General features: G+C 72.4%; 22 protein-coding genes. 5 read left to right on the forward strand and 17 right to left on the reverse strand.

Annotated elements, in window-relative coordinates; translation table 11 throughout:
- Positions 1 to 1242: a cytochrome P450 family protein gene (locus BN159_RS11405; RefSeq protein WP_015657118.1), complete on the reverse strand. Its 1242-nt coding sequence runs from the start codon at positions 1240 to 1242 to the stop codon at positions 1 to 3.
- Positions 1243 to 1525: 283 nt separating this feature from the next.
- On the opposite strand from BN159_RS11405, the gene BN159_RS11410 reads away from it, so the two are divergent.
- Positions 1526 to 2221, forward strand: coding sequence for a LuxR C-terminal-related transcriptional regulator (locus BN159_RS11410; protein ID WP_041819110.1), 696 nt, complete (start codon positions 1526 to 1528; stop codon positions 2219 to 2221).
- Positions 2222 to 2272: 51 nt separating this feature from the next.
- On the opposite strand, the gene BN159_RS11415 is transcribed toward BN159_RS11410, so the two are convergent.
- The 13 genes from BN159_RS11415 to BN159_RS11475 all read right to left on the reverse strand — a co-directional run bounded on the left by BN159_RS11415 (position 2273) and on the right by BN159_RS11475 (position 19565).
- Positions 2273 to 3445 (reverse strand): NAD(P)/FAD-dependent oxidoreductase, encoded by a 1173-nt coding sequence (locus BN159_RS11415; protein WP_015657120.1) that lies wholly within the window; start codon positions 3443 to 3445, stop codon positions 2273 to 2275.
- Between the two features lie 21 nt (positions 3446 to 3466).
- Positions 3467 to 4978, reverse strand: coding sequence for a SagB family peptide dehydrogenase (locus tag BN159_RS11420; protein WP_015657121.1), 1512 nt, complete (start codon positions 4976 to 4978; stop codon positions 3467 to 3469).
- Positions 4979 to 5183: 205 nt separating this feature from the next.
- Positions 5184 to 6779 (reverse strand): SagB family peptide dehydrogenase, encoded by a 1596-nt coding sequence (locus tag BN159_RS11425; RefSeq protein WP_015657122.1) that lies wholly within the window; start codon positions 6777 to 6779, stop codon positions 5184 to 5186.
- An 11-nt stretch (positions 6780 to 6790) separates the two neighbouring features.
- Complete coding sequence (locus tag BN159_RS11430) at positions 6791 to 8788, reverse strand: TOMM precursor leader peptide-binding protein (RefSeq protein WP_015657123.1); 1998 nt, start codon at positions 8786 to 8788, stop codon at positions 6791 to 6793.
- Entirely contained in the window at positions 8781 to 10646 is a 1866-nt protein-coding gene (locus BN159_RS11435; RefSeq protein ID WP_015657124.1) for a hypothetical protein, read from the reverse strand. Before BN159_RS11435 ends, BN159_RS11430 begins: the two co-directional genes overlap by 8 nt.
- A gap of 169 nt (positions 10647 to 10815) precedes the next feature.
- Positions 10816 to 11955: a nucleotide disphospho-sugar-binding domain-containing protein gene (locus BN159_RS11440; RefSeq protein WP_015657125.1), complete on the reverse strand. Its 1140-nt coding sequence runs from the start codon at positions 11953 to 11955 to the stop codon at positions 10816 to 10818.
- A 3-nt stretch (positions 11956 to 11958) separates the two neighbouring features.
- Positions 11959 to 12921 (reverse strand): dTDP-glucose 4,6-dehydratase, encoded by a 963-nt coding sequence (gene rfbB, locus BN159_RS11445; protein ID WP_015657126.1) that lies wholly within the window; start codon positions 12919 to 12921, stop codon positions 11959 to 11961.
- Positions 12918 to 13985, reverse strand: coding sequence for a glucose-1-phosphate thymidylyltransferase (locus tag BN159_RS11450; RefSeq protein ID WP_015657127.1), 1068 nt, complete (start codon positions 13983 to 13985; stop codon positions 12918 to 12920). The genes rfbB and BN159_RS11450 overlap by 4 nt, the downstream gene beginning before the upstream one ends.
- A 24-nt stretch (positions 13986 to 14009) precedes the next feature.
- On the reverse strand, positions 14010 to 14846 hold the full coding sequence (locus tag BN159_RS11455; RefSeq protein WP_015657128.1) for an ABC transporter permease: 837 nt from the start codon (positions 14844 to 14846) through the stop codon (positions 14010 to 14012).
- Positions 14843 to 15844: a daunorubicin resistance protein DrrA family ABC transporter ATP-binding protein gene (locus BN159_RS11460; protein ID WP_015657129.1), complete on the reverse strand. Its 1002-nt coding sequence runs from the start codon at positions 15842 to 15844 to the stop codon at positions 14843 to 14845. Before BN159_RS11460 ends, BN159_RS11455 begins: the two co-directional genes overlap by 4 nt.
- A gap of 36 nt (positions 15845 to 15880) precedes the next feature.
- A complete protein-coding gene (locus BN159_RS11465) occupies positions 15881 to 17122 on the reverse strand; it encodes a cytochrome P450 family protein (RefSeq protein WP_015657130.1) in 1242 nt (413 codons plus the stop codon).
- Complete coding sequence (locus BN159_RS11470; protein WP_015657131.1) at positions 17119 to 18345, reverse strand: macrolide family glycosyltransferase; 1227 nt, start codon at positions 18343 to 18345, stop codon at positions 17119 to 17121. Before BN159_RS11470 ends, BN159_RS11465 begins: the two co-directional genes overlap by 4 nt.
- Positions 18342 to 19565 (reverse strand): macrolide family glycosyltransferase, encoded by a 1224-nt coding sequence (locus BN159_RS11475; RefSeq protein ID WP_015657132.1) that lies wholly within the window; start codon positions 19563 to 19565, stop codon positions 18342 to 18344. The genes BN159_RS11470 and BN159_RS11475 overlap by 4 nt, the downstream gene beginning before the upstream one ends.
- Before the next feature lie 304 nt (positions 19566 to 19869).
- Between BN159_RS11475 and BN159_RS45705 the strand changes: the two genes are divergently transcribed.
- The 4 genes from BN159_RS45705 (at position 19870) to BN159_RS11490 (ending at position 22632) form a co-directional block, all read left to right on the forward strand.
- Complete coding sequence (locus tag BN159_RS45705) at positions 19870 to 20010, forward strand: hypothetical protein (RefSeq protein ID WP_015657133.1); 141 nt, start codon at positions 19870 to 19872, stop codon at positions 20008 to 20010.
- Positions 20011 to 20094: 84 nt separating this feature from the next.
- Positions 20095 to 20727: a flavoprotein gene (locus tag BN159_RS11480; protein WP_015657134.1), complete on the forward strand. Its 633-nt coding sequence runs from the start codon at positions 20095 to 20097 to the stop codon at positions 20725 to 20727.
- Positions 20711 to 21889, forward strand: coding sequence for a macrolide family glycosyltransferase (locus tag BN159_RS11485; protein WP_015657135.1), 1179 nt, complete (start codon positions 20711 to 20713; stop codon positions 21887 to 21889). The genes BN159_RS11480 and BN159_RS11485 overlap by 17 nt, the downstream gene beginning before the upstream one ends.
- Positions 21886 to 22632 (forward strand): NAD-dependent epimerase/dehydratase family protein, encoded by a 747-nt coding sequence (locus tag BN159_RS11490; protein ID WP_015657136.1) that lies wholly within the window; start codon positions 21886 to 21888, stop codon positions 22630 to 22632. Before BN159_RS11485 ends, BN159_RS11490 begins: the two co-directional genes overlap by 4 nt.
- Here BN159_RS11490 and BN159_RS11495 read toward each other — a convergent pair.
- The 3 genes from BN159_RS11495 to msrB all read right to left on the reverse strand — a co-directional run bounded on the left by BN159_RS11495 (position 22601) and on the right by msrB (position 25030).
- Positions 22601 to 23053, reverse strand: a complete 453-nt coding sequence (locus BN159_RS11495) for a hypothetical protein (protein ID WP_015657137.1) — start codon at positions 23051 to 23053, stop codon at positions 22601 to 22603. The two genes, BN159_RS11490 and BN159_RS11495, sit on opposite strands and share 32 nt — an antisense overlap.
- Before the next feature lie 32 nt (positions 23054 to 23085).
- The gene (locus tag BN159_RS11500; protein WP_041819114.1) at positions 23086 to 24435 is read right to left on the reverse strand and encodes an FAD-dependent oxidoreductase; all 1350 of its coding nucleotides are present in this window, start codon (positions 24433 to 24435) and stop codon (positions 23086 to 23088) included.
- A 187-nt stretch (positions 24436 to 24622) separates the two neighbouring features.
- Positions 24623 to 25030, reverse strand: coding sequence for a peptide-methionine (R)-S-oxide reductase MsrB (gene msrB / locus BN159_RS11505; protein ID WP_015657139.1), 408 nt, complete (start codon positions 25028 to 25030; stop codon positions 24623 to 24625).
- Positions 25031 to 25042 lie beyond the last annotated feature (12 nt).

Raw genomic sequence — 25042 nt, forward strand, 5'->3', positions numbered from 1 at the left:
TCACGTGCCACTCGTTTCCGGACGAACAGGATCGAAAGAGACGGGAAGTGCGGTCAGTCCGCACAGGATGCTGATCTGGCGCCAGCGCAACTCATCGGGCGGGATGGCCAGTTGAAGGCCGTCGCAGCGGCCGAGCAGCGCTCCGAGTGCCGTCGCGGCGAGCATCCGGGCCAGCGGCGCGCCGAGGCAGTAGTGGATGCCGTGCCCGAAGGCCAGATGGGGGTTGGGGTCGCGCCGGACGTCCAGGGTGTCGGAGTCCCGGAAGGCCTCAGGGTCCCGATTGGCCAGGGACAGCCCGATGTTGACGACCGAGCCGCGGGGGATCACCGTCCCGCCGATGACAACGTCGTCTACCGCCACGCGCAGCGAGGACTGCCCCGCGGAACCTTCGTACCGCAGCAGTTCCTCCACGGCGGAGGCCAGCAGCGTCGGGTCCTCGCGCACCATGACGAGCTGGTCCGGGTGGAGCAGCAGGGTGAGCAGTCCGTTGCCGATCAGATTGGTGGTCGTCTCATGCCCGGCGACCAGCAACAGCACGGCCAGGCCGATGAGTTCGTCGTCGTCGAGGCTGCTGTCGCGTTCCTGCGCCACGATGAGGGCGCTGAGCAGATCGGGCTGCTCGTCGGGCGCCAGGTCCGGTCGTACGGCGGCGCGCTTGGCGGCGACAAGCCGGGTGAAGTAGGCGCGCAGGCGGCGCGAGCGCTCCTCGCGGGTGCGGGGTCCGGCGGCGGTGGACAGGGTGCGCGCGGCCCAGGTGCGGAAGGTCTCCCGGTCCCGGGTGGGCACCCCGAGCAGCTCGCAGATGATCAGCACGGGCAGCGGGAAGGCGAGGTCGGCGATGATGTCCGCCCGCCCGGTGGGCGCGATGGCGTCGAGGAGTTCACCGGTGACGGACTCGGCCCTCGGCGCCAGCGCGTTGATCCGGCGGCGGGTGAAGCCGTGCGAGACGAGTCCGCGCAGCCGGGTGTGGTGCGGCGGGTCGTTGTTGGCCATCGGGGAGTAGGCGTTCGCGGTGTCGACCGCGTGGCCGAGACGTCGCGGGTCGTTGGAGAGCCCGGGGTCGCGCAGGGCCTGGCGGGCCTCGGCGTACCGGGAGATCAGCCAGTACGTGAAGCCGCTCTCCTCCCGCACCAGGCGGACCGGTGGTTCGGCGCGCATCCGCAGGTGGACCGCGTCCGGTTCCGTGAGCAGCCGATACGGGCTGAAATCGAGCAACGGTTCGAGTTCCGGCTGAGTCTGCACCTTTTCCCCCTGAGCCGACCGACCCGATCACCCTCGCACCGTGGCCGGAAGGTGTCGTCCGTCCCTGGACCGGATTTGCTTCTCAGACTGGAGGTTGAGGCTCCGACTCCGACTCCACCGGCCGTCACCTGGGGCGACGAAGCCGGGCTCGGATGTCGCTAGATCTTTGCGGCGACCTATCAGTAGTCTGCAAGACGAGACGAGTGGTCCAGACCATCGGTCGTGGCCGTTTCCCGTGTGTCTGTCTTCGGGATTCATGCACTCATGGGGGTTATTTCACAGCATGACGAACACAACTGGGGCTGACTGTATACGGGTCCTGATCTGCGACCCGCGCCATCTGATGCGAGCGGGGATGGTCAGCGTCCTGGAGAGAGAACCGGACATCAGCGTGGTGGGCGAAGCCCTCGACGGCCGGGAGATGCTCGCCGCGGTGCAGAGCCTGCGCCCGCATGTCGCACTCATCAACCACGACGCCGACGCCGTGGACGGCATCGCCATGGCCCGCAGTCTGCGGAGAATGGCCCCGGACAACGCGCCGGGCGTCCTCATGCTCAGCTCCCGCACCGAGCAGGCGGAGCTGCTGTCGGCGCTGAAGGGCGGGGTGCGCGGCTTACTTCCGGGCAACTGCGATCCGCGGACCCTGCCCGCCGCCATCCGTGACATCGCCGGCGGCGCGATGGTCCTGAAGTCGCCGAACGCCGTGCAGCTGATCGGCAGACTGCTCAACCGCTCGCCCGAGGTGTCCGCCTCCGCCGGCTCCGGGCAGCTCGCGCTGCTCACCACCCGGGAGCGCGATGTGCTCTCACTCGTCGCGAACGGCCACTCCAACCTGGTGATCGCCAAGATGCTGTCGCTGAGCGAGGCGACGGTCAAATCGCACCTCTATCACCTGTGCCAGAAGCTCGGCCTGCGCGATCGCACCCAGGCCGTGATCCTCGCGTACGAGACGGGTCTGGTCCGCCCCTGCGCGGCCTGATCGCACCCCTGAGGGCGGTACCGGCGGCCGCGACCACCGCCGGCACCGCCCTCAGCCCACGGCCGGAAGCAGTTCGGCCGCGTCGACATGGCTCACCGCCACCGACAGGAAGGCGCTCGCGGATGCCTGATCGCTCGCTATCCATCGGGTGAACTCCAGCCGCTGCTCGGTCACTTCGAGTTGTGCGGTGTCCAGTGCGGTCCGGTAGCGCGGCTCCATCAGCCGGCGGTGGCCCCCGGCGTAGCGGTCCAGCGCGGCCGCCAGAACCCGGTCGTCGTGCAGTCCGGCGCCGACCGACTCGGCCAGCAGCGCCGCCTGTTCGAAGGCGTCGCTGATGCCCGTCCCGGTGATGGAGTCCTTGTGGCATCCGGCGTCCCCGACCAGGACCCAGCCAGGACCCGTGACCGTACGGAGGTGGTTGAGCTGGCTGCCGGTGCCCCGCAGCCGCTCCACCCGCCGTGCCGACAGGGCGCGTTCGGCCAGTTCGGGGGCGGTGGTCCGGATGGCCTCCCGATAGGCGCGGTCCGCGTCCCGCCGGACGTCGGCGAACTCCGACTGGGGGAAGTAGGCGGCCACCAGGGTCAGTTCGTCATGGGTGCCGACCACGCCGATGAGCCGTCCGGTCCGCTCGTACACCTCGAACTGTGCGGGCAGCCCTTCCCAGTAGCCATAGTAGACACAGGTGCGCGGCGCGTCCTGCCGCTGCACCGCCGCCCCGCACAGGCCCGCCAGCGTCGAGCGCATCCCGTCGGCGCCCACCACGAGACGGGCCCGCACCTCGCTCTCGCCCCGGCCGGTCCCACAGCGCACCCCGGTCACCCGGTCGCCCTCAGTGAGCACTCCGGTGACGGCGCACCCCTGCCGGAACTCGGCCCCGGCCGCCACGGCCGCATCGATCAGCATGCTGTCCAGCACGTACCGGCGCGGCGCGTACACCGCATCGATGCCCTCCTCCACGGGGACCGGCCCGGCGAGCCGGACGTCCTGGAGCGCGTAGGAGATCCGGCGCACCGGCGGACACCCGGTCGCCACCAGCCGGTCCAGCAGCCCCCAGCGCCTGAGCAGCCGCAGTCCGGGCCGGTGGATGTGCTGGGTGGAGAGGGTGTCGCTGGGGAAGGCCGCCCGGTCCAGCAGCAGGACCCGGTACCCGGCCCGCGCGAACAGCAGCGCGGTCGAGGCACCGGCACTGCGCGCACCGGCCACCACCACGTCGTAGGACTCCATGAGTTGAGTGCATCCTCCTGTTCAGAAACCGGCTCGCAGGGGCAGGTGCGGATCCGTGCGGTCCGGTGCGCGCGGGCCCACGGTCACCAGCACCAGCGGCTGGAGCGGGCCCGGGGTCAGTCCGAGAGCGGAGCGCAGGCGCTCCGGGTCGAAGTCGCAGTGCACATGGCTCTCCAGACCGGCGGCCGCGGCGGCCAGCGCGATCCGCTGCGCCGCGGCACCGGCCGCGATGTTCTGCGCCCGGTACCAGCGGTCCCCGTGGCGCTCGACCCCGGTGCACGGATCGCCGCAGGGCGCCAGGACCGCGGTGGCGGTGCGGCATTCGTCGGCCAGCATGGGGCTCTTGGCCGCGGCGAGCACGTCCGGTACGGCGTCGGCCCGCCGGGTGCCGATCAGCGCGTGGGCCACGGCGTCGTAGAGGTAGGCGCCGGTCTCCACCTCGGGGATCCGCTGGACGACGCCGGCGAGTTGGACCGGGATCCCGGCGGCCACCGGTTCGCCCGCGGCGGGGAGCAGGGCGGCGAGCGTCCGCTCGGGCACCGGGGCCGGGCGGAATCCGTACGCCGTGCGGCGGCCCGGGAAGCCGTCCGTGAGGGCGGAGACGGCGGGGGGCAGGGGGTGGCGGGGGCCGTCGGGGAGCGGCCATGAATTGGCCGTGGGGGCGCCGAAGTCCCCCGGTGCGGTGCGGTGGATGGCGGCGTGCAGGGCGGTGGCCTCGGCCAGGGCGGGCAGCTCGGTGATGGGCATGGGTTCGGGCCGGGCGGCGGGCACTTCGCCGTGCCAGCGCTCGCAGGGCAGTGCGGGCGGGGCGTCCGGCCGGTGCAGGGTGATCACCGCGAACACGCTCTCCGCGAAGGAGGCGAGGCCGAGGAGTTCGTCCAACGCACCGTCCTCGTAACGCAGATGGACGGTCGCCGTCAGCCCCGTCGCCTCGGCGGCGGCCACCGCCTGCGCGGTCGCCACCCCGACGTCGAGGCTCTGGAGGCGGTAGCCGAAGACTCCGTACTTGGCCATGTTGCGCCACAGCACGCTACTCAGCAGCAGGACGAACTCCGGGCGCTGGGCCGGTGGTTCGGCGAGCAGGGGTGTGATCAGGTGCCGACCGTCGCCCTCGCGCAGGTTCTCCAGGCTGTGGTGGACGGGGTCGTAGTGGGAGAGCCCGGCGGGGAGGCCGTCCAGGGCGGGGTGGGCGAGGTAGAGCTCCACGGGATAGCGGGAGCCGGAGGCGGCGGCGGTGCGGCCGGGCGAGAGGAGCATCCGGCGGGCGGCGGGGCTGCCGAGGCCGAGCGGCATGATGCCGCTCATCCAGCGCATCCGGGTCAGGCCGCCCGCCCGGTGCAGCAGCCAGGACAGGCGCCGCAGCGGATCCGCGTCCCGAGGCTCCGGACGGTCCGGCAACGGCCGGCGGACCGCCGACGGGTAGCGCTTGTGGACCGGCGGAAGCCGGAGCGGATCGGCCGCGGGGAGCGCGTCCGGTGGCTGGTGGCCGGAGGCGAGGTACTCCAGGGCGGCGGAGGCGGTCGAGGTGGTCATGAAGCCTCCTGTGAGGGACGCGGGGCGGTCGAAGTGGTCACGCAACTCGCCCCGTCGCGACGCAAGGCGGCCGAAGAAGCCACACGGCCAGCCCCCTCGCGACCCAAGGCAGCCGAAACAGCCACACGGCCAGCCCCAACACGACCCCAGGCAGCCGAGGGTGACGCGTGGCCCGCCCCCTCGCGGCGCAAGGCAGTCAACGAGGTCACGCGGCCCTCCAGTGCGGGACGGGCAGCAGGCAGCGCTCGTCGGCGCCGGGGGTGCCGAGCGCGATCTGGAAGACCGGCTCGTGGCCCGGCGGCAGGCGCAGGGCGCGGGCCAGCGGTCCGGCGGCGTACCCGTTGTGGATCCGCGCGGCCAGCCCGGCCCCGGCGCTCAGCACGCACAGCCGCTGCGCGACCACCCCCGCCTCGTGATGCAGCACCCTGAACCCCCGGTCACCGAAGGTTACTTGGGCCGGGCGAGCGGGCACCGACAGGAACACCACGGCGTTCACCGTCCGGTAGTCGATGTTGGCCGCCTCCAGACCGAGGTCCATGGGCCGGGCGGGACCGAGGTGCCGCAACCCGTGCGGGGTCACCTCGTGCAATCCGTTCTCGACCCCCGTGAGGTCGACCGCCCACAGGTGGGCCGTGACGGGCGGCGCGGAACCCTCCGGCACGGCGTCCGAGGCATACGGCGCGAAGGCCGGCAGGACCGCGTCGAGCACGGCCTCGACCGGCACCGGCCGGGGCTTCGGGTGGAACGCCGGGGCACCCGAGGTACGCCGGCGCAGCAAGTCGGCGAGTTCTCCGGCCGGGACGGGCGCGGCGGTCGGGGGCTCCTCGTAAGGCAGCCGGGCGAAGGACTCGGTGTCGGTGAGCCGTGCGGCGGCATCCAGCTCGACGAGGTCCGCGAGCGCGCCGACGCCGGTGGCGGGAGGCGCCGGGCGGCCGACCGGAGGGAGCACCGACAACTCCGCCTCGGGGCCGGGAGAAGCCGGCCGGCCGACCCCAGGCGGCACCGACAACTCCGCCTCGGAGCACTGCCGTACGGCTTCCCCCCGCCCCGCGGACAGCGGCAGCACCGCCGCGACGCTCTCCTCCGGACGCGCGACACCGAGCAGCCGCTCCAGCACCCCGTCGAGGAACTGGTGCCGCAACTGCCCCCGTAGGCCGAGCGCGCCCGCGACCATCAGCGCGTTCCCGGCCACCAGACCCGTCTCCTGCGCGCACAGCCGGTAGGCGTAGGCGCCGTACCGGAAGGCCGTACGCCAGAAGACCGTGGACAGCAGCAGCGCGCCCACCGCGTCGTCGAGGTCCGTGCCGAGCGCCGCGCCGAGCAGGGCGCGGAAGTCCCCGGCCCGCAGCAGGACCAGTGTGTGGTGTGCCGGGTCGTAGGCGTAGACACCCGCGGGGAGTCCGTCGTGGCCCGGGGTCCACAGATAGGTCTCGACCGGCGCGAAGCAGCGGGCTGAGGGGACGGCGCGGTGGTAGGGCCAGCGGGCGGTGGGGCCGAACTCGGTGCGCAGGACGCCGCAGGTGTAGTGGAGGAGCGCCGAGTGGAGGGCCGCGGTCGGCACGACCCGTCCCCCGGCACTCTCTCCGAGACCCCGGCTCAGCGGGCCGAGCGTCCGGGGCGGCGACGGCAGCGGATACCGGGGCAGCGAGCCGTGGCGGGTGAACCGCTCCGGTTCCCGCGGCCCGCCCTCCCGCCCTCCCGGCCCCTGCCCGATCAGGCCGGCGTAGTCGTGCAGGGAGCGGCGCCAGTACCGTGCGCCGGGCGGCTCGGGGGCCCGGTCGAGCCCTTCGATGGCGGTCATCCGCGCAGTCCTCACGGGAACGGGTGGGGGTGGGGGTTGATGTCCGCGGGCGTCAACTCACGGTCGCGGTAGCCGAGTTCGTACGGAACCCTCAGCAGCCGCGGGATTCCGTCGACCCGCCGGTTCTGATGCCCGAACGTCATCGGCAGGGTCCCCGGCACCATCACCTTGACGCAGGCGAAGCCGCCCGCCCGGTGTTCCGGGGTCGTCTGGTCCACGACCACGACATCCAGGCCCCGGTCCAGATAGCGGCGCAGCATCTCCTCCAGGTCCGCCCGCAGATCGGTGTGCGCGGGCCACCGCCACTGCTCCTCGAAGCTCGCGAACGGCCGTGCCTCGCGCTCCCCCAGCAGGAACTCGAACCGGTCGAAGGCGTCCTCATGGCTGTAGAGCACGGAGTGGTCGCCCATCACCTTCACCTGGGACGGGTCGCGCACCATGCGCCCGGCGCGCTCCCGCTCCGCCGCGTCGTAGATCTTGGCGTGCTCCAGCAGATGCGCCATTTCGTGCAGGACGTTGACGACGGCCTTTTCGGCCAGCAGGGCGGAGCCGCCCGCGCACAGCACCCGTGGTCTGCCCGGGTCGCCGAGCGCGTCCAGGCCGACCGCCCAGAAGCACGGGACGCCCTGTTCCAGGGTGGCCGAGTAGAGCTGGACCTCGTACCCCGTCCGATGGCGCAGATGCTCGATCATCATGGGGATCGAGCGGTCCCGCGCGGAGCCCGGGTCGACGCGCGGGATCGGCATCCGTCCGTACCAGGTCATCAGGAAGGCGTCCCGCTCGGCCACCTCCAGCAGCCCGCACAGGACGGCCTCCTCCAGACAGCCGCCCATGGCGCAGCCGTTGGAGATCTCGTAGACGAAGCGCGGATCGTCGTGGCTGTGCGCCGCGTAGTAGGCGTAACGCTCCGGGACGAGCACCGGCTCGGCGCGGGCGAAGGACCAGCCCCACACCCAGGGCATCACCAGATCCTCGTGGTACCGGATGTAGGGGAAGCCGGGCAGGTCGTAGCGGTCATCGGGGTAGAGCCCGAAGAGGTGCGGGTCCAGGGCGCGTTCGCCGAGTTCCCGTCGGCTGGCGGTGACCGTGGTGCGCCGCCCCCGGGGCTGCTCCCCGCCGAACCGCTCCAGCGCCTCCAGCACGGCGGTGATCCGGGAGGTGCGGTAGTCGGTCGTACGGCCCCACCCGTGCTGGGAGCTGTTGCCGCGCAGAGAGCTGAGCGGGGCCACCGCGCGGGGCAGCGGCCCGCCGCGCTCGTCGTCCACGGACGGCACGACACCGGCCGCGCGGTCCACGTAGATGTCGTACAACTCCCCCTCGCGCGCCACGACGTTCTGCACCCGGAAGACATCGGGCGCGGGCTTCGGGCGGGCGGCCGGGAGGATCCGCGCCGCCTCGGGGCCGTCGGGCGGCAGACCGCCGCAGTCCTCGCAGAGCGAGTACGGCAGATAGCGGTGGGAGCTGACGGCGAGCGAGGCCAGGTCGACGCGGACGAACCGGTCGTCGCGGCGGCGCCCCACGGCGACGTCCTCGGGCACACCTCTGCCGGACAGGCTCGCGTCGAGGAGGTCCACGGCGAGTTCGGCCGCCACGGCCGCCGCCGTCCGGGTGCGCAGGGGCGACAACTGGACGGCCAGGGCGGTGCCGTGGCGGGCGCGCAGCGTCTCGTGGTGCTGCCCCTTGTCGCGGGCGAGGCGGCGGCGCCAGTCGGCGCAGGTCGGGCAGGCGTCCCCGACCACGGGTCCGACGTGGATCGCGTCCGCCTCGGTGCGCAGCGGGATCCAGGGGACGCCGGCCGCCTCCGCGGCCTTGCGGAGGTCGCCGTAGCCGGTGGTGTCGGCGGTGTCCGAGGCGACGAGGACGGCCGCGCAGGAGCCGAGCGCGTCGGCGAGCGCGCCGCGGTCCGGCCGTACCAGCGGGAAGGTGCGGGCCAGGGCGGCGGCGGTGGCCCGGTCGAGGAGTTTGCCGTCGCCGAGCAGGGCGACCGGGCGGGTCGGGTGCTCACGCATCGAGCAGCACCACCCGGACGAGATGCGGCAGTACGGCGTGGACGGCCGGGTCCTGGTCCAGCGGTACGGCGACGGGTTCAAGTCCGTCGGTGCGCAGGGCCTCGACGAGCGCGCGGTGCCGCTGTCCGTCGGCGGCCTCGCCCGGGGCCCACAGGGAGACCCCGGGTGCGGGCGCGTACTCGTTCTGCTCGTGCGTGTGGGCCTGGTGGGCCAGCAGCAGGCGCCCGAGGCCGGATTCGGCGGCCTCGGCGGGGGTGAAGCCGACCCCGCGCTCGCTCGGCCCGGTCGCCTCGTCGCCGAGGCGGAAGAGGTAGGCGGTGACCCCGGCGGGAGCCCGGAGCGTGTACGCCGACAGTTCCTCGCCGGTGGTCAGCAGCAGATCGCGGAACCGGGCTGCGGCGGCAGTGAGTCGGAGCCCGTCGAGCGCCGTGCCCTGCGCCTCGGCCGACAGGAACGGCCCCCGCCTCAGATGGTCCAGCAGCGCCCGCTCCACGGCGTCGGCCCGTGTCGTCCCCGCGCCCGTTCCGGCGGGCAGCTGCCCGAACACCTCATCCGCCGGTACGTCCCTCGCCGTGCCGTCCGCCAGCGCGAACCCGGTCACCGAGCCGTCCGCCGGCAGCGCGCCCGGCCGTACGGCGTGGGCGGCGAGCCCGTGCCGCAGCACGGCGTCCTGGGCCTGTGCGAAGTCGGCCCCCGCACCCCAGACCGGGAAGGACTCCCCGGGGCGCCCGGGGTCGGCGACGGCGACCCGGACGACCCGCAGCGGGAACTGCTCGTAGTGCGCCTCGGTCGGCGGGCCCAGCACACCGAGCCGCTCGTCGGTCAACGCGCTCACCCGCTCGGCGAGTTCGCCCTCGTCCGACGCGACCGGAGCCGCGGGGAGCCGGTGAACGGACGTCTGAAGTGTCTCCAGGTCGACCCGGACGACACCCGCCGACGACGCGTCTTCCTCCGCGACCCCGGTGACGGACTCGAAGGCGCGGAACACCAGGTGGTTGGCGACGATGCCCGGGACGGGTCCGGTGAGGAAGTCGCTCCGCGCGTCCGCCGCCGGGCTGCCCAGCCGCCGCCACAGACTCCCCCAGCGCACCGCCGGACGGTCCGCCGCGCACACCGGGCCGATCCACGCCTCCTCGCCGAGGAGGGTCACGGGGATGAGCGTCCGCCCGAGCCGCACGCAGGCCAGATCGACCGCCGACAGCAGGCTGGGATCGACGCGATCGGCCGCGTACAGCACCAGGTCGGCTGCCTCCACCGCTCGTTGCAGCTCGGCCGCGTCCAGCGACCCGGCGTCCAGGGACTGCTCCACGTCACGCTGCCGGGCCTCGGCCGCGAGTTCGTCGAGCCGCGCCCGCACCTGAGGTTCGCTGCCCGTGAGCCGTGCCGAGACCCGGGCCACGCCGGTGAGCAGCGCGCCCTCCACCGCGGCGGCGAGCACGGATCCCGATCCCAGGACCAGCAGCCGCGTCCGGCGGTACCGCTGGAACCGCAGCGCCGGCGAGGAGCGGAACGCCTCGACGAAGGCGATCTCGGCGGCGTACGCCTCCAACTCGCCCTCGGACAGGGCGTGTTCCTCGTCGTCGCCGACATCGCGGACCAGTCCGGCCTCGTGCAGCGCGCCGACCAGCCGCTCGACCATCTGCCGGGTCGCGGGCCGCATGCTCGCGGTGAGGTCGCCGACGCTGTGTCTGCCGTCCAGGTGCGGGGACAGCTTCTCCAGCCACGCGTAGGTCGAGGCGCCCTGGAAGGTGACGATGTCGCTGCCCTTGGTCAGCAGCACACCGTCCCCTTCGGGGGCGGGGGTGAAGAAAACGCCGGTTCTCATCCGCGGACGCATGGCCGCGATCGTGCTCTGCATGGTGGAGGACTCCGCGTTCTGCTGGTCGGGCGTGCGCGCCCCGGGCGAGTCGTGAGGTCGATCGTGTCAGCGGGCCCCCGCCGCGGTCGTCCGTCGGCAGTCTGCATTCCTGCCTCCGCCGAACGGACGCGGGCGGGCCCGGTCTCCCACTGGTGTGGGGGTCGTGGTCTCAGATCCGCTGGTGATGGCTGGTCAGTTTCTCCAGCACCGGGACGAGTTCCGCGGGCCCCGGAAGGCGGGCCAGCTCCTCGCGCCAGGCGGCCGCCCCCTCCCGGCAGTCCTCGAGTACCGACCGCAGGGCCGCCCGCAGCGACTCCGGGTCGGACTCCCGTCGGTCGAGGGCGACTCCGGCGCCCTTCCGGACGAGCTGTACGGCCGCCGCCTCCTCGCCCCACGTCGGCTCCGGCACGATCAGCTGGGGCACGCCCGCCGCCGCGGCCGACGCGAACACCTCGGCACCTCCGTGGTGGACGACGGCGGAGCAGCTCGGCAGGAGCTGAACCAAGGGGACCGCGTCAGACGTGCCGACCACCTCGATGTCCAGCTCGCGGAGCGCTTCCGTGAATCCCTCCCCCGCCGCCCAGACCCTCGGCCGCAGCGGCCGGCCGCGCAACCGCTCCGGGACGGTCCCACCGCCGCCGTACGGCACCCAGCGCACGTTCTCGTACCGGACCCCCGGCGCGGACAGGCGTATCCCGGGTGGCATCGGGTCCACGGTCCACTGGCCGAGGACCAGTTCCTCCGCGTAGGGCAGTCCGTAGGGTTCGAGGAGCTGCTGCATGGTCTCCTCCAGCGGCTCGGGGAAGTCCGGCGACTGGTCCTGGTAGCGCGCGGAACGCCCGCGCAGCCAGGCGATGTTGTCCCGTCCCCACAGCAGCCGGGCGTGGGCGGCGCCGCCGACCCGGGCGGCGACGGCGGCCGGCAGACAGAACGGGTCCCACAGCACCAGGTCGGAGCGCCAGCGGACGACGGTGCCGGTCAGTTCCTCCAGCAGCGGTCGCAGGGCCGCGAAGGCGCGGGTCGTCCGATACCACCGGGCGCCCCAGTCGGGGCACTCCCCCGTGCCGATGTGCAGCCCGCCTCCGGGGTGGTCGGCCAGGGCGGGGTTGCGGGTGAGGTCCGTGAGCGCGGCGAGGTCCTCGCCCTGTCCCACCGGGACGGCCGCGAGCCCTGCCTCGGTCACCTGGCGCACCAGGTCCGGGTGGGTGGCGACGCGCACCTCGTGGCCCGCGTTCTGGAGCGCCCAGGCCAGCGGGGCCACGGGGAAGGCACGGGCCGCGACGGGAAAGGCGGCGAACAGGACACGCACGGGTCACTTCCTTCTTGCGGGGTGTTCGGTGAGCGGGCGGTACCAGTCGACGGTCTCCGGCAGGCCCCGCTCGAAGGGGACTCGGGGCCGGTGTCCGAGGCGCCGCAGCTTGCCGTCGTCGACGCTGTAGCGGCGATCGTGTCCCTTGCGGTCCTCGACCGGGCGCACCGCGTCCCAGTCGGCTCCGCAGGCGTCCAGGAGCCGCCCGGTCAGCTCACGGTTGGTGAGCTGGGTGCCGCCGCCGATGTTGTAGACCTCGCCGGGCGCGCCGCGTTCCAGGACCAGCCGGACGGCCCGGCAGTGGTCGGAGACATGCAGCCAGTCCCGGATGTTGCCGCCGTCGCCGTACAGCGGCACGGGCCGCCCGGCCAGCAGCAGGGTGACGAAGCGGGGGATCAGCTTCTCCGGGTGCTGCCCCGGTCCGTAGTTGTTGCTGCACCGGGTGATCCGGACGTCCAGACCGTGGGTGCGGGCGTAGGAGAGGGCGAGCAGATCGGCGGCGGCCTTCGTCGCGGCGTAGGGGGAGTTGGGCCTCACGGGGGCCTCCTCGGTCCAGGAGCCCTGCTCGATGGAGCCGTACACCTCGTCCGTCGACACCTGGAGGAAGCACCGGGCACCGGCGGCGAGGGCCGCGTCCAGCAGGATCTGGGTGCCGAGCACATTGGTGCGCACGAAGGCCTCGGCGGCGGCGATGGAACGGTCGACATGGCTCTCGGCGGCGAAGTTGACCACCACCGAGCCGCGCGGCAGCAGCTTCCCGACGAGTGCGGCGTCGGTGATGTCCCCCTGGACGAACCGCAGTCGTGGATCGTCGAGGACCGGCGCGAGGTTGGCCGGGTCCCCGGCGTAGGTCAGCGCGTCGAGGACGGTGACCTCGACGTCCGGGGGACCGTCGGGCCCGAGGAGGTCGCGGACGAAGTGCGAGCCGATGAACCCGGCCGCTCCGGTGACGAGGTAGTGGGTCATGAGGCGATCCGCACGGTGCTGTGGTCCCCGAGCACGAGCCGGTGCGCGGTGGGCACCCGGGGCGCGGGCGCGACCTGGACGTGACAGCCGATGAGGGAGGCGTCGATCCGGCGCACTCCGGTGATGGTCGCCTCGCCCAGCACGATGGAGAACTCGATCTCGCTGTCCTCGATCCGGCAGTTCTCGGCGATCGAAGTGGACGGCCCCACATAGGAGTCGACGACGACCGAGCCCGCGCCGATCAGCGCCGGGCCCACGATCCGGGAACCGCGCACGACCGCTCCCGCGCACACCCGTACCCGGCCGACGAGTTCGCTGTCGGCGCTGACGGTGCCCTCGACGGCGGGTTCGAGCACCTCCAGGACACTGCGGTTGGCCTCCAGCATGTCCGCGACGGTGCCGGTGTCCTTCCAGTACCCGGTGATGACGGTCGGGCGGATGTCCCGGCCCTGCGCGAGCATCAGGCGCAGCGCGTCGGTGATCTCCAGCTCGCCGCGTTCGGAGGGGGCGATGGCGCGGACGGCGTCGTGGACGGCGGGGGTGAACAGATAGGCGCCGACGATGGCCAGATCGCCGGCGGGCCGCTCCGGCTTCTCCCGCAGGTCCGTGACACGTCCGTCGGCGGACAGTGTGGCGACGCCGTAGGCGCTGGGGTTCGGCACCCGGGTGAGCAGGAGCTGGGCGTCCGGCCGGTGCGTGCGGAACTCGTCGAGCAGCGAACCGATGCCTCCGACGATGAAGTTGTCGCCGAGATACATCAGGAAGTCGTCGTCGCCGAGGAAGTCGCGGGCGATCAGCACGGCGTGGGCGAGCCCCAGCGGGCGTGGCTGCGGAAGGTAGGTCACCCGCAGTCCGAAGTCGCAGCCGTCGCCGACGGCCCGCTCGATCTCCTCGGCGGTGTCGCCGACGATCACTCCGACGTCCTTGATGCCGGCGTCGGCGATGGCTTCGAGGCCGTAGAAGAGCACGGGCTTGTTGGCGATGGGGACGAGTTGTTTGGCGGAGGTGTGGGTGATCGGACGCAGTCGCGTGCCCGCACCACCCGCCAGTACGAGGGCTTTCACGAGACTCCTTTCGGCTTCGGCGCTTCAGTGCCTCGGCGCGCGGAACGCGGCGACCGTCAGCGGGCCGAAGACCGCGAGCAGCAGCAGGGACCAGCCGAGCGTGGCGGCGACCGGGTGCGCGATCGGCCACGCGGCGTCGGCGGGTACGGCGACGGGGTTGCCGAACAGTTCCCGTACGGCCGACACCACCGCGCTCACCGGGTTCCAGTCCGCGAGCAGCCGCAGCCCCGTGGGCAGCCCTTCGGTGGGGACGAAGATGTTGGAGATCATGGTGAGCGGGAACATCAGCATGCCGACCAGGTCGGTGGCCGACCGCGAGGGCAGGACGAGGCCGATCCACATCCCCAGCCAGCTGAAGGCGTAGCGGGCCAGGAGCAGCAGCGCGAGCCCGGCGGCCATCGCCGTGGGACGCCAGCCGACCAGGAGCCCGCAGCCCGCCATCACCACCAGGGTGATGACCCCGCCCAGACACTCGGCCAGCGACTGCCCGACGGGCACGCCCGTACGGCTCATGGGCAGGGCGTGAAAGCGGTCGGTGACCCCGCGTTCCTTGTCCTCCGCCACGACGGCCGCACTCGCCGCGATGCCGAACACCGCCATCTGCGCCAGCATGCCCGGCACCAGGAAGTCGACGTACGAGACACCGCCCGGCGGCCGCATGTTGCTGCCCAGCACATAGACGAAGAGCAGGGTGAACAGCAGCGGGATCACCAGCGCCATGGCGGCCCGCTCCGGGGCGCTGCGCAGATGGATCAGATAGCGCCGGGCGACGGTGGCCGCGTCACCGGCGGCCCAGCGCAGCCGGGAGAGCGGGGGCTCTTCGGAGGTGTGCCACGTGCTGGGCGGCAAGGGTGTGCTCATGCCATCTCCCGGTCTCGGCTCGGCCGGTTCATCAGGTTGAGGAACACCTCGTCCAGCGTCGGGCGCCGCAGAGCGAGGTCCTCCACGGCGATCCCCGCGTTGTCCAACTCGCCCAGTACGGCGGCGAGTACGGCCGTACCGGGCAGCCCTCCGGCGCCGACGGCCAGGGTCGCCCGGCGCGGATCGTCGGCGAGGGTGGCCGCCCGGCCGCCCTCGCGGGTCAGGATCTCGGCGGCCCGGCCGAGCTGTTCGGCGTGGCGGACGGTGAGGTCGATGGATTCGCCGCCGAGCGCGGACTTCAGCTCGAAGGGGGTCCCCTCGGCGACGACCTGGCCGCCGGTTCCGTCCGGATCCGTCAACACGGCGATCCGGTCGGCGAGTTGGTCGGCCTCCTCCAGGTACTGCGTGGTCAGCAGCACGGTCGTCCCGGCCCGGACCAGCTCCCGTACGCTCTCCCAGAGCCCGACCCGGCTCTGGGGATCGAGTCCGGTCGTGGGCTCGTCGAGGAACATCACCACAGGCGGGACGACCAGTCCGACCGCGAGGTCGAGGCGCCGGCGCATACCGCCGGAGTAGGTGCGCACCGGCCGGTGTGCCGCGTCCGTCAGCCCGAACCGCTCCAGCAGCTCCTCGGCCCGTCGCCGTACGGCGGCTCCGCGCATCCGGTACAGGCGGGCGAACATCTCCAGGTTGTCCCGGCCGCTGATCACCTCGTCCACCGAGGCGTACTGCCCGGTCAGCGCGATGCTCCCGCGCACTCGGGCCGGGTGCCCGACGACATCGTGCCCTGCCACGCGGGCGGTTCCGCCGTCCGGGAGCGACAGGGTGGCGAGGATCCGGACCATCGTGGTCTTGCCCGCGCCATTGGGCCCGAGCAGTCCGCAGACGGTTCCGGGGGCGACGGTGAGGTCGACTCCGCCCAGGGCGGGCGTCGCCCCGAACGCCTTGCGCAAGCCGCGCACCTCGATCGCGGGGGCGTCGAGAGGGGGTGGGGGCACGGGTTCTCCTCGATGGATGCGGCACAACGGTCGGATTCAGAAGGCGGGGCGCAACCGCACCGGCAGCGTCAGCAGCCCACGCATGTCCCCGACGGGACGCCATAGTTGGGGCGCCTCGGGATCGGCCGCGGCCAGCTCCGGGAAACGGTGGAGCAGTACGGCGAGGACGGTCTCCGTCTGGAGCCGGGCGAGCGGCGCGCCCAGGCAGAAGTGGATGCCGTGGCCGAAGGAGAGATGGGGGCCGCGGGCCCGGGTGATGTCGAGCCGGTCGGGCTCGGGGAAGACCTCCGGGTCCCGGTTGGCGGCCGAGAGGGCCACGCTGACGACGCTGCCCGCGGGGATGACGGTATCGGCGACCTTCACGTCCTCCCGTGCCACCCGCAGCGTGGTGCGCGCCAACGATGCTTCGTAGCGCAGCAGTTCGTCCACCGCCGAGGGCAGCAGCTCGGGGCGGTCGCGCAGCAGCGCCAACTGGTCCGGATGGCGCAGCAGGGCGTCGACCGCGTTGCCGATCATTCCCGTCGTCGTCTCGTGGCCGGCCACGAGCAACAGCACCAGCAGGCCGACGAGTTCCTCGTCGTCGAGGCGCTGTCCTTGGTCGTGCGCCACCACGAGGGCCGCGAGCAGGTCGGGTTGCTCGTCCTGGTCCAGATCCCTACGGACGTGGGGGCGCTTCGCGGCCACGAGGGAGGCGAACCAGCGATGCAGTCGGCGGGTGCGCTCCGCGGGTCCCGATCCGTTGCCGGAGACGGTGAGCATCCGGGTGGCCCAGGTCAGCAGCGCGCCACGGCTGCGGTGCGGCACACCCAGCAGCTCGCTGATCACCAGGACCGGCAGCGGGAAGGCCAGCACCGCCATCAGGTCGACGCCTTCCTCGTCCCCATCCTCGTCCGGGACGGCGTCGAGGAGTTCATGGGTGAGCCGCTCGACCCGGGGCCTCAGCTCTTCCACCCGGCGCGGGGTGAACGCCCCCGAGACCAGCCGCCGTAGCCGGGTGTGGTCCGGAGGGTCGCTGTTGACCAGGGGCAGGAAGAAGCTGTCGGCGCCAAAGACCCCGTACCCGGCGGCACTCAGCGCCTGTTCGGCGAGCCGGGGGTCCTTGGAGAACCGGGGGTCGAGCAGCACCGCCCTGGCGTCGGCGTGCCGGGTGATCAGCCAGTAGCCGAGGCCCTGCGGGTTGCGGACGAGCCGGGGGCCGGGGGTCTCCCGCAGCCCGGCGTAGTAGCCGTGCTGATCGGCGAGGAAGGAGGGCGTGTCGATCTCGGTCGGCGGGCTCACGGGGCTTCCCGCACCAGGAGGGATTCGACGACGTCGGCCGCGGCGGGAGCCCCGCCCGCCCGCCGGATGTGCTCGCGCATCTCCTGGACGCGCTGGGCGCGGGAGGGCTCGGCCAGCACGCCGACGGCCGCATCCCGCAAGATCTCAGCGGTGATCTCGCCGCGAGGCAGCGTCACCCCGAGCCCCAGCTCCGCCAGCCGGTCCGCGTTCGCACGCTGCTCACTCATCTGCGGAATCGCCACCATCGGCACCCCGAACGACAGCGCCTCCATCACACTGCCCATCCCCGCGTGCGTCACGAACAGATTCGCCTCACGCAGCACTTGGAGCTGCGGCACATGGGCACGAACCTCCACATGCCCGGGAACACCCGACAGCCGAGCGGGATCGACCCGGTCCCCCACCGCCATCACCACATCCCACGGCAACCCTGCGAAGGCATCCACACACTTCTGGAAGAACCCCACATCATCGTTGTGAATCGTCCCCAACGACACCAGGACCAGGGGCCGTTCACCACCCGCCCGACTCCACTCACCGTCCGTCGCCCGCCGTCCGAGGCAGGGCCCGACGAAGTGGACATCGTCGCCGAAGGTCTCGCCGTGGAACTGGAACTCACGCGGGAGGAACACCAGCGCCGGACCGGACTCGCTGCCGGTCATCAACTCCTTGGGCCCGAGGGGGACCTTCACCCGGTCCAGCAGCTTGGCCACACCGTGGAACACCCGCATGATCTCCGGGTGCAGTGGATCGACGTCGGTCCGGTCACTGGCCAGCGACCAGTCGGCGCTCGCCGCGAAGGTGGTCCGGTACGGCAGTGCCGTGATGCCCCGTCGTGCCGCGGCCAGCCGGGCCGCCCATCCGGACGGGTCGTCGTAGACCACCAGGTCGGGCCGGTCCGCGGCGAACGCGCGGTCCAGCGGCCCGAGTACGGCCACGGTCTCGCGCAGCAGATCGCGCAGCACCTTCGCGAGATCGGCGCTGCCGAACCGGTCCGGGCGGTCCTCTGCGCTGTCGTCGGCCGGCAGCCCGTCCATGGTGGACTCGTAGAGCAAGGGTGCCGCGCCGGTCCCGGCCACGGCGGCAGCGAACCTGCCGGTCGTGGCGAAGCTGACCCGGTGCCCGCGCCGGGTCAGCTCCTCGGCGACACCGAGCGCCGGGTTCACATGGCCGTGTCCGGGCAGGGCGAAGAACGCGATGTGCGCCGGGCGGAGACCGCTCACCGTGCCACCTCGGACCGCACCAGCAGGGATTCGACGACATCGGCCGCGGCCGGGGCCCCGCCCGCCTGCTGGATGTGACGCCGCATGTCCTGCACCCGGCCGCCGAAGGAGCCGTCGGACAGCACCGTGCGTGCCGCCTGCCGCAGACCGTCGGCCGTCACCTCGGTCCGGTGCAGCATCGTCCCGAGTCCCAGCTCCGCCAGCCGGTCCGCGTTCGCACGCTGCTCACTCATCTGCGGAATCGCCACCATCGGCACCCCGAACGACAGCGCCTCCATCACACTGCCCATCCCCGCGTGCGTCACGAACAGATCCGCCTCACGCAGCACTTGGAGCTGCGGCACATGGGCACGAACCTCCACATGCCCGGGAACACCCGACAGCCGAGCGGGATCGACCCGGTCCCCCACCGCCATCACCACATCCCACGGCAACCCTGCGAAGGCATCCACACACTTCTGGAAGAACCCCACATCATCGTTGTGAATCGTCCCCAACGACACCAGGACCAGGGGCCGTTCACCACCCGCCCGACTCCACTCACCGTCGAACCGCCGCTCCGACCAGCACGGTCCGACGAAGTGGAAGTCCTCCCCGAAGGTCTCGCCCCGGATCTGGAACTCACGCGGGAGGAACACCAGCGCCGGACCGGACTCGCTGCCCCCGAAGAACTCCTGGGCGCTCAGGCCCACTCCGAGCCCGGCCAGCATGGTGGCGATCTCCCCGTACACGGCGTTGAGTCCGGCGTGCTCCGGCTCGAAGCTCGCGTACTCCCCGTCCGTACCGAGCGACCAGTGCTCGTTCGCGGCCAGCGTGGGGATGCTGCGCACGGCGGGTATCCCCCAACTGTGCGCGAGCAGGCGGCCGGTCCAGCCGGACAGCCCGTCGTGGACCAGCACGTCCGGACGGTCACCGTCGAACGCCTCGGCGAGCCTCGGGTACACCGCCTCGGTCTCCCGTACCAGGCCGCGCAGCACCTGCACGAAGTCGCCCGTGGTGAACCGGTCGACGCTCTCCAGGTCGTTCATCGCGTTCCGGGTCTGCCGCATGGTCGACTCGTACGGCACCAGCGTGGCGCCGGCCTCCTCGACCTCCGCGCCCTGGCGTGCGGTCACCGCGTAGCTGACGCGATGGCCGCGCGCCACGAGTTCCGCGACGATTCCCGCCGTCGGATTGACGTGACCGGTTCCAGGAATGTTGAAGAAGGCGATATGGGACATCGAACCACCTGTGTTTCCGGGCGGGCAGAACTGTCATCGGACCGGCAACGTAGCAAAGGATTCTGCCCGTTCGGTATGCGCGGGCGTGTTCGGTCGCCGTATTGACCGGAAGGTGAGTCCGCGTCTCGCACCGGGGTGGGAGACGGCCGGCCGGCTTCCTACTCGCGCGGGGAGCCAGAAACCAGCGGGGCGGCGGAAGAATTCGGGATGCTCCCCGGACAGCATGGCGACCGCCGTCCGGACCTCGGGCGGCTCGCGGATGCAATCCCCATCCGTCGGAATATCCATTGTCGAAGGAGGCACCATGCCCGTCGCCGACCTGCTGGCCGATGACCTGCTGGAGCTGGACGCCCTGACCGAGGACGAGCTCCTCACCGTTGAGGCGGACGAGAACGAGGCGCAGGCCATCCTGTGCGCCTGCTGCTGCTCCTGGTGCGGTTGCTGAGTATCGGTCTGATACACGTCCCCCGGGAGGCCCCGCCTCCCGGGGGACGGCTGGACCCTGTCGCCCAGGAGGTCGGAGTACGCGATGACAAGTGAAGAGAACTGGGGAATGCCGCCCATCCCGATTCCTCCCCTCGGGGTGAAACGCCTTCTCCTGGTCGGCACCGGATCATCGAATGCCGCTTTTCTTCCGCTGTGGGTCAACTGGTTCCAGGTCAGTTACCCGCAGGTGGAATTGCGCATCGTGCTCACGCGTTCCGCGCAGCGTTTCGTGACCCGGGAGGGCCTTTCGGTTCTCACCAATCGGCTGGTCTTCGAGGATTCCTGGTCCGAGGAGCCGCAGACGCGGAAACTCCATGTGGAACTGGCGAGCTGGCCCGACGGAATAGCCGTTTATCCGGCGGGCCTGCACTTCATCGCCCGCCTCGCCCAGGGCCTCGCCGACACCCCGGTGACGATGGCGCTGCAATGCACCGAGGCGCCGATCGCCCTGGCCGCCGCGCTGCCCCCGGGCGGCTGGGAGAGCGCCGCGATGACGGACCACCGGGAGCGGCTGGAGCGGCGCGCCAATGTCGTGCTGCGTCCGCCGGTCATGGGACTGAGCATGACGACGGGGCGCCATGACGGCAATCAGCCGGACACCCTCCCGAACCTGCTCAGGACCCTGGAGGACCTCCGCACCCGACGGGAGGCGGTGAACGGTGCCGGCGCCCGCTGAACCGGGGGCGGCGGCCCGGCACGTGGCGGTCTGCACGGCCGCCGCGTACAGCCACATCAGCCCGCTGCTGGGCACCGTGTCCGAACTCGTCCGGCGCGGTGTACAGGTCAGTTACGCCACGACCGAACGGTTCGCGCCCCTGGTGGAGTCCGCGGGCGCCACTCCCGTGCCGGTCCGCTCCTCGCTCCCCGCCGACCCGGCCGACTGGCCCAGGGACATCCGGCGGCTGCCGCTCCTCTACCTCGACGACGCCCGCGCCACGCTGCCCCAACTGGCGGCGGCCTTCGCGCGGAACCGCCCCGACCTGGTCCTCACCGAGGACCCGGCCGGCGCGGGCAGCGTCCTCGCCGCCCGGTGGGACATCCCGTCGATGCAGGTCTGGACGTATCTGGCGGCACCCCGCCACTGGTCGCTGACCCCGCCGGGAACGCCCACCGCGAACCCGATGGCCCCCGAATTCCTTTCCCGGCTGGAGGAGTTCCTGGCCCAGGAGGGCGTACCGGCCACAGCGCGGGACCACTTGAACACGGCGCTGTCGGGCGGGCTGGTCCTGATCCCCCGCTCGTTCCAGCCGGACGGCGACTCCTTCGGCGAGGAGTACGCCTTCGTCGGCCCGACCCCGGCCCCCGAACCGGCGGACTGGACCCCACCGGACACCGACACCGCCGTCGTCCTGGTCTCCCTGGGCTCGATCGACCACGCCCACCCGGAGTTCTTCGCGACGGTCGCCGAGGCGTTCGCCGGCCTTCCCTGGCACGTGGTGATGGCGACCGGCGACCGCTGCGTCCTGCCTCCGCTCCCCGCCAACGTGGAGGCCCGTTCCTGGGTGCCGAACCGGGCGGTGCTGCGCCACGCCGCCCTCGCCATCCACCACGGAGGCATGGCCACCACGATGGAGGCCCTCCAGCACGGCGTGCCGTCCCTGGTGGTCCCCCGGCTGCCCGAACAGACCAGTACCGCACAGCGAGTTCGTGAGCTGGGCCTGGGCACGGCGATCCCCTTCCGCTCGGTCACCTCCGCGGCCCTGCGCAGCACGGCACTGCGACTGCACGCGCACGAAGGGGTACGCGGGCGGGTGACCGCGATGCGCGAGGAGATCCGCCGCGCGGGCGGCGCGCGCACCGCGGCCGACGCCGTCCTGCGACGCCTCGCTCCCGCATGACCGCCGAAGTCATCGGCGACGGTTTCATCGCCCGCCATCTGCGCCGCCACCCCCTCCCGCACCACCGGGTGACCGTGCTGGCCGCGGGCGTCTCCAGAACCTCGGAGACCGCGCCGGAGCAATTCGCCCGCGAGGCGAGGCTGGTGACCGACACGGCCCGCCGCTGCCTCGAACAGCGCCGTCTGCTGGTCCTCCTGTCCACGGCGGCCACCGGCCTCTACGGCAGACAGGGCGAGGGCCACGAGAGCGCGCGGATCACCCCGCTGACCCCGTACGGCCACCACAAGCTGGCGATGGAACGGCTGGTCACCGCCTCCGGCGCCGCCGCGCTGGTGCTGCGCCTGAGCCATCTGGTCGGCCCGGACCAGAACCCGGCCCAGCTCATCCCGTCGCTGGTCCGCCAGATCCGCTCGGGCACGGTCACCGTCCACCAGGGGGCGCGCCGGGACCTGCTGGACGTACGGCACTTCGGGACGGTGCTGAACCGGCTGCTGGAGCGCGGAGTCCACGGCCGTACGGTCAATGTGGCCTCGGGGATCTCCCACTCCGCGGAGGAGATCGTCACAGCGGTCGAGGCGGCCCTGGGACAGCGGGCGCACCGGGTCCCGCACGAGGTGCCGCCCGAGTCCCTGCGCATCTCCACCCGCCGGATGCGGGCCCACGTCCCGGAGGCCGCGCACTTCGGCTTCGGCCCGGCCTACCTGGACGACCTCATCGCGCGCTACGCGCCAGCCACGGTGTGAGGTTGGCGTCCACGATCAGCTCCTTGTACGTCTCGTCCCCCGGGAGCGGCACGATGAGCCACTGGCCGGGCGGAAACAGCCGCCCCTTGGTCCGGGCGAGCCCGCCGTAGACGGATCTGAGGAACCCGGGTACGGAGTCCCGCGGTACGTCGTGGAACTCCACCCCGTCGACGGTGATCCGCGCATCGTCCTCGGGGAAGAGCCGGACGCTCACGGACGGCGACCCGGCAAGCTCCACGAAGGCCTCGTGCGGCAGCGAGCCGTCGGGGTCGAACACGGTGAACAGCTCGGCGGACGTGCGGCGCGAGGTCTGGTCCGCACCGATGTCGTCGGTGACCGACATGCTCACCCCGAACTCCATCGCGAGGTCACGAATCGCCACGACAGCGGACTCGGTGGTCGGCAGATGCGCTCTCTCCATGCCCTGATCATGCCCGACACCCTTGAAAAGGTCTAGACCGGTTCCTCCTGTGACTCCGGCGGCTCCACGGGGGTCGGCGCCGGGCGGGTGAAGAGGACGGCCCGGGCCACGGGCGGCGCGAACAGCGCGGCGACAGGCTCGGAGAGGGTCAGTACGGCACGGAAGGCACGGCCCACGACCGGGTCACCGGGTGCGCGCTCCTGGACCCGGCGCAGATACCAGCCCGCGACCCGGTCCGCGGGGCCGCCGTCGAGGGCGTTGCCCATCACGCCGGGCATCCCGCGATCCGCCCCGGCGGAGATGTCCCACGCCTGCCGGGACGCCGCGAGCAATGCCTGCTGCACACGCCGCGTGGTGGGCGTACGGCGCGGGTCGGCGAGCGTGTCACGCAGGGCGACCGCGCTCATCGCGGCCACGGCCATGCCCTGGCCGTAGATCGGGTTGAAGGTGCAGAGCGCGTCGCCGCTGGCGAGGAAGCCCGCCGGGGTGCCGGGCAGGTCGTAGCGGCGGCGGACGTTGGCGGTGCGCCGGTAGCCGAACGGCGTGGAGAGCGGTTCGGCCTCGCTGATCCAGCGGTCCAGGAGCGGATGGGCCAGCCGCTTGAGGTACGCCTCGAACTCCTCTTCGCCCGTGGGCGGTTCGTCACCGCGCAGCCCCGAGACGATCACCAGATGGGTGCCGTCCTCCAGGGGCAGCGCGCCGCCGCCGTGGGGCTGGGCGGGGCCGGGATAGACGTAGTAGCCGAGGGTCTCACCGTCGAGGACACCGCTGGGGCCGCGGTAGATCCGGGAGGCGTACGCGAGCCCGGTGTCGAGCTTCTCCTCGTGCGGGGCGGCGGCACCGATCGCCGCGAGCCACTGCGGGGCCTTGGTGGCGGCGCCGGTGGCGTCGACGACCAAGTCGGCCTCCAGGGCCCGGGGTTCGGCACGCTTCTCCCCGGACCGCTCCCGCACCAGCACGCCCCGCACCCGCGAGGCGTCCCCGAGCAGCCCGACGACGTCGGTGCCCTCCACCACGTCGATCAGCGGGTTGGCCAGAACCCGCCGCCGCACCAGCCCTTCCAGTTGCGCACGGGACCCGGTGTAGATGTGCGTGGAGGCGGACACCCGGCGGAACCAGCGGCCGTCCTGCCACAGCACCATGTCCGACGGCATGCCCACCCACGGCGCGCCCGCGTCCCGCAGCTCCGCCACGAAGCCCGGCAGCAGCGACTCCATGGCCGCCTGCCCGCCCTGGAGCAGGACGTGGGGATGGCGGCCCTGCGGTACGCCGGACCGCGGCTCGGCGCCCTCCGGGAACCGGTCGCGCTCGACGACGGTCACCCGGTCGGCGTGTCCGGCGAGCGCATGCGCCGCCAGGAGCCCCGCGAGGCTCCCGCCCACGACGACCGCATGCCGCCCACCCCGACGGCCCGTTCCTACGGCAGAGTCCACCGATCCGCTCCCCTGGTCACCCGAACTGAGAGAAGCCTCAAGTATCCCGCCCCGCCAAGCGGGTTGACCGTGTTTCGGCCCTTCTGCGGGGGGCGACCGGGAGCAGCCGAGGGGCGTACGGCGTACCGCTGTCGGATCAGCCCTCGTCCGGCGTCAGCCGCAGCGAGATGCTGTTGATGCAGTACCGCTGATCGGTGGGCGTCGCATAGCCCTCGCCCTCGAAGACATGACCGAGGTGCGATCCGCACCGCGCGCACCGCACCTCGGTGCGCACCATGCCGTGGGAGGTGTCCGACAGCAGCTCCACCGCGTCGGTGTCCTTCGGGTCGTAGAAGGACGGCCAGCCGCAGTGGGACTCGAACTTGGTGGTCGAGGTGAACAGTTCGGCGCCGCAGGCGCGGCAGGAGTAGACGCCCTCGGTCTTGGTGTCGGTGTACTCACCGGTGAACGCGGGTTCGGTGCCGGCCTTCCGGAGTACGGCGTACTCGGCCGGGGTCAGTTCCGCGCGCCACTGCTCGTCCGGCTTGTCGACGTCGTACGACATGAGTCTCAGCCC

Source organism: Streptomyces davaonensis JCM 4913 (assembly GCF_000349325.1).
In the GTDB taxonomy this organism is placed as follows: domain Bacteria; phylum Actinomycetota; class Actinomycetes; order Streptomycetales; family Streptomycetaceae; genus Streptomyces; species Streptomyces davaonensis.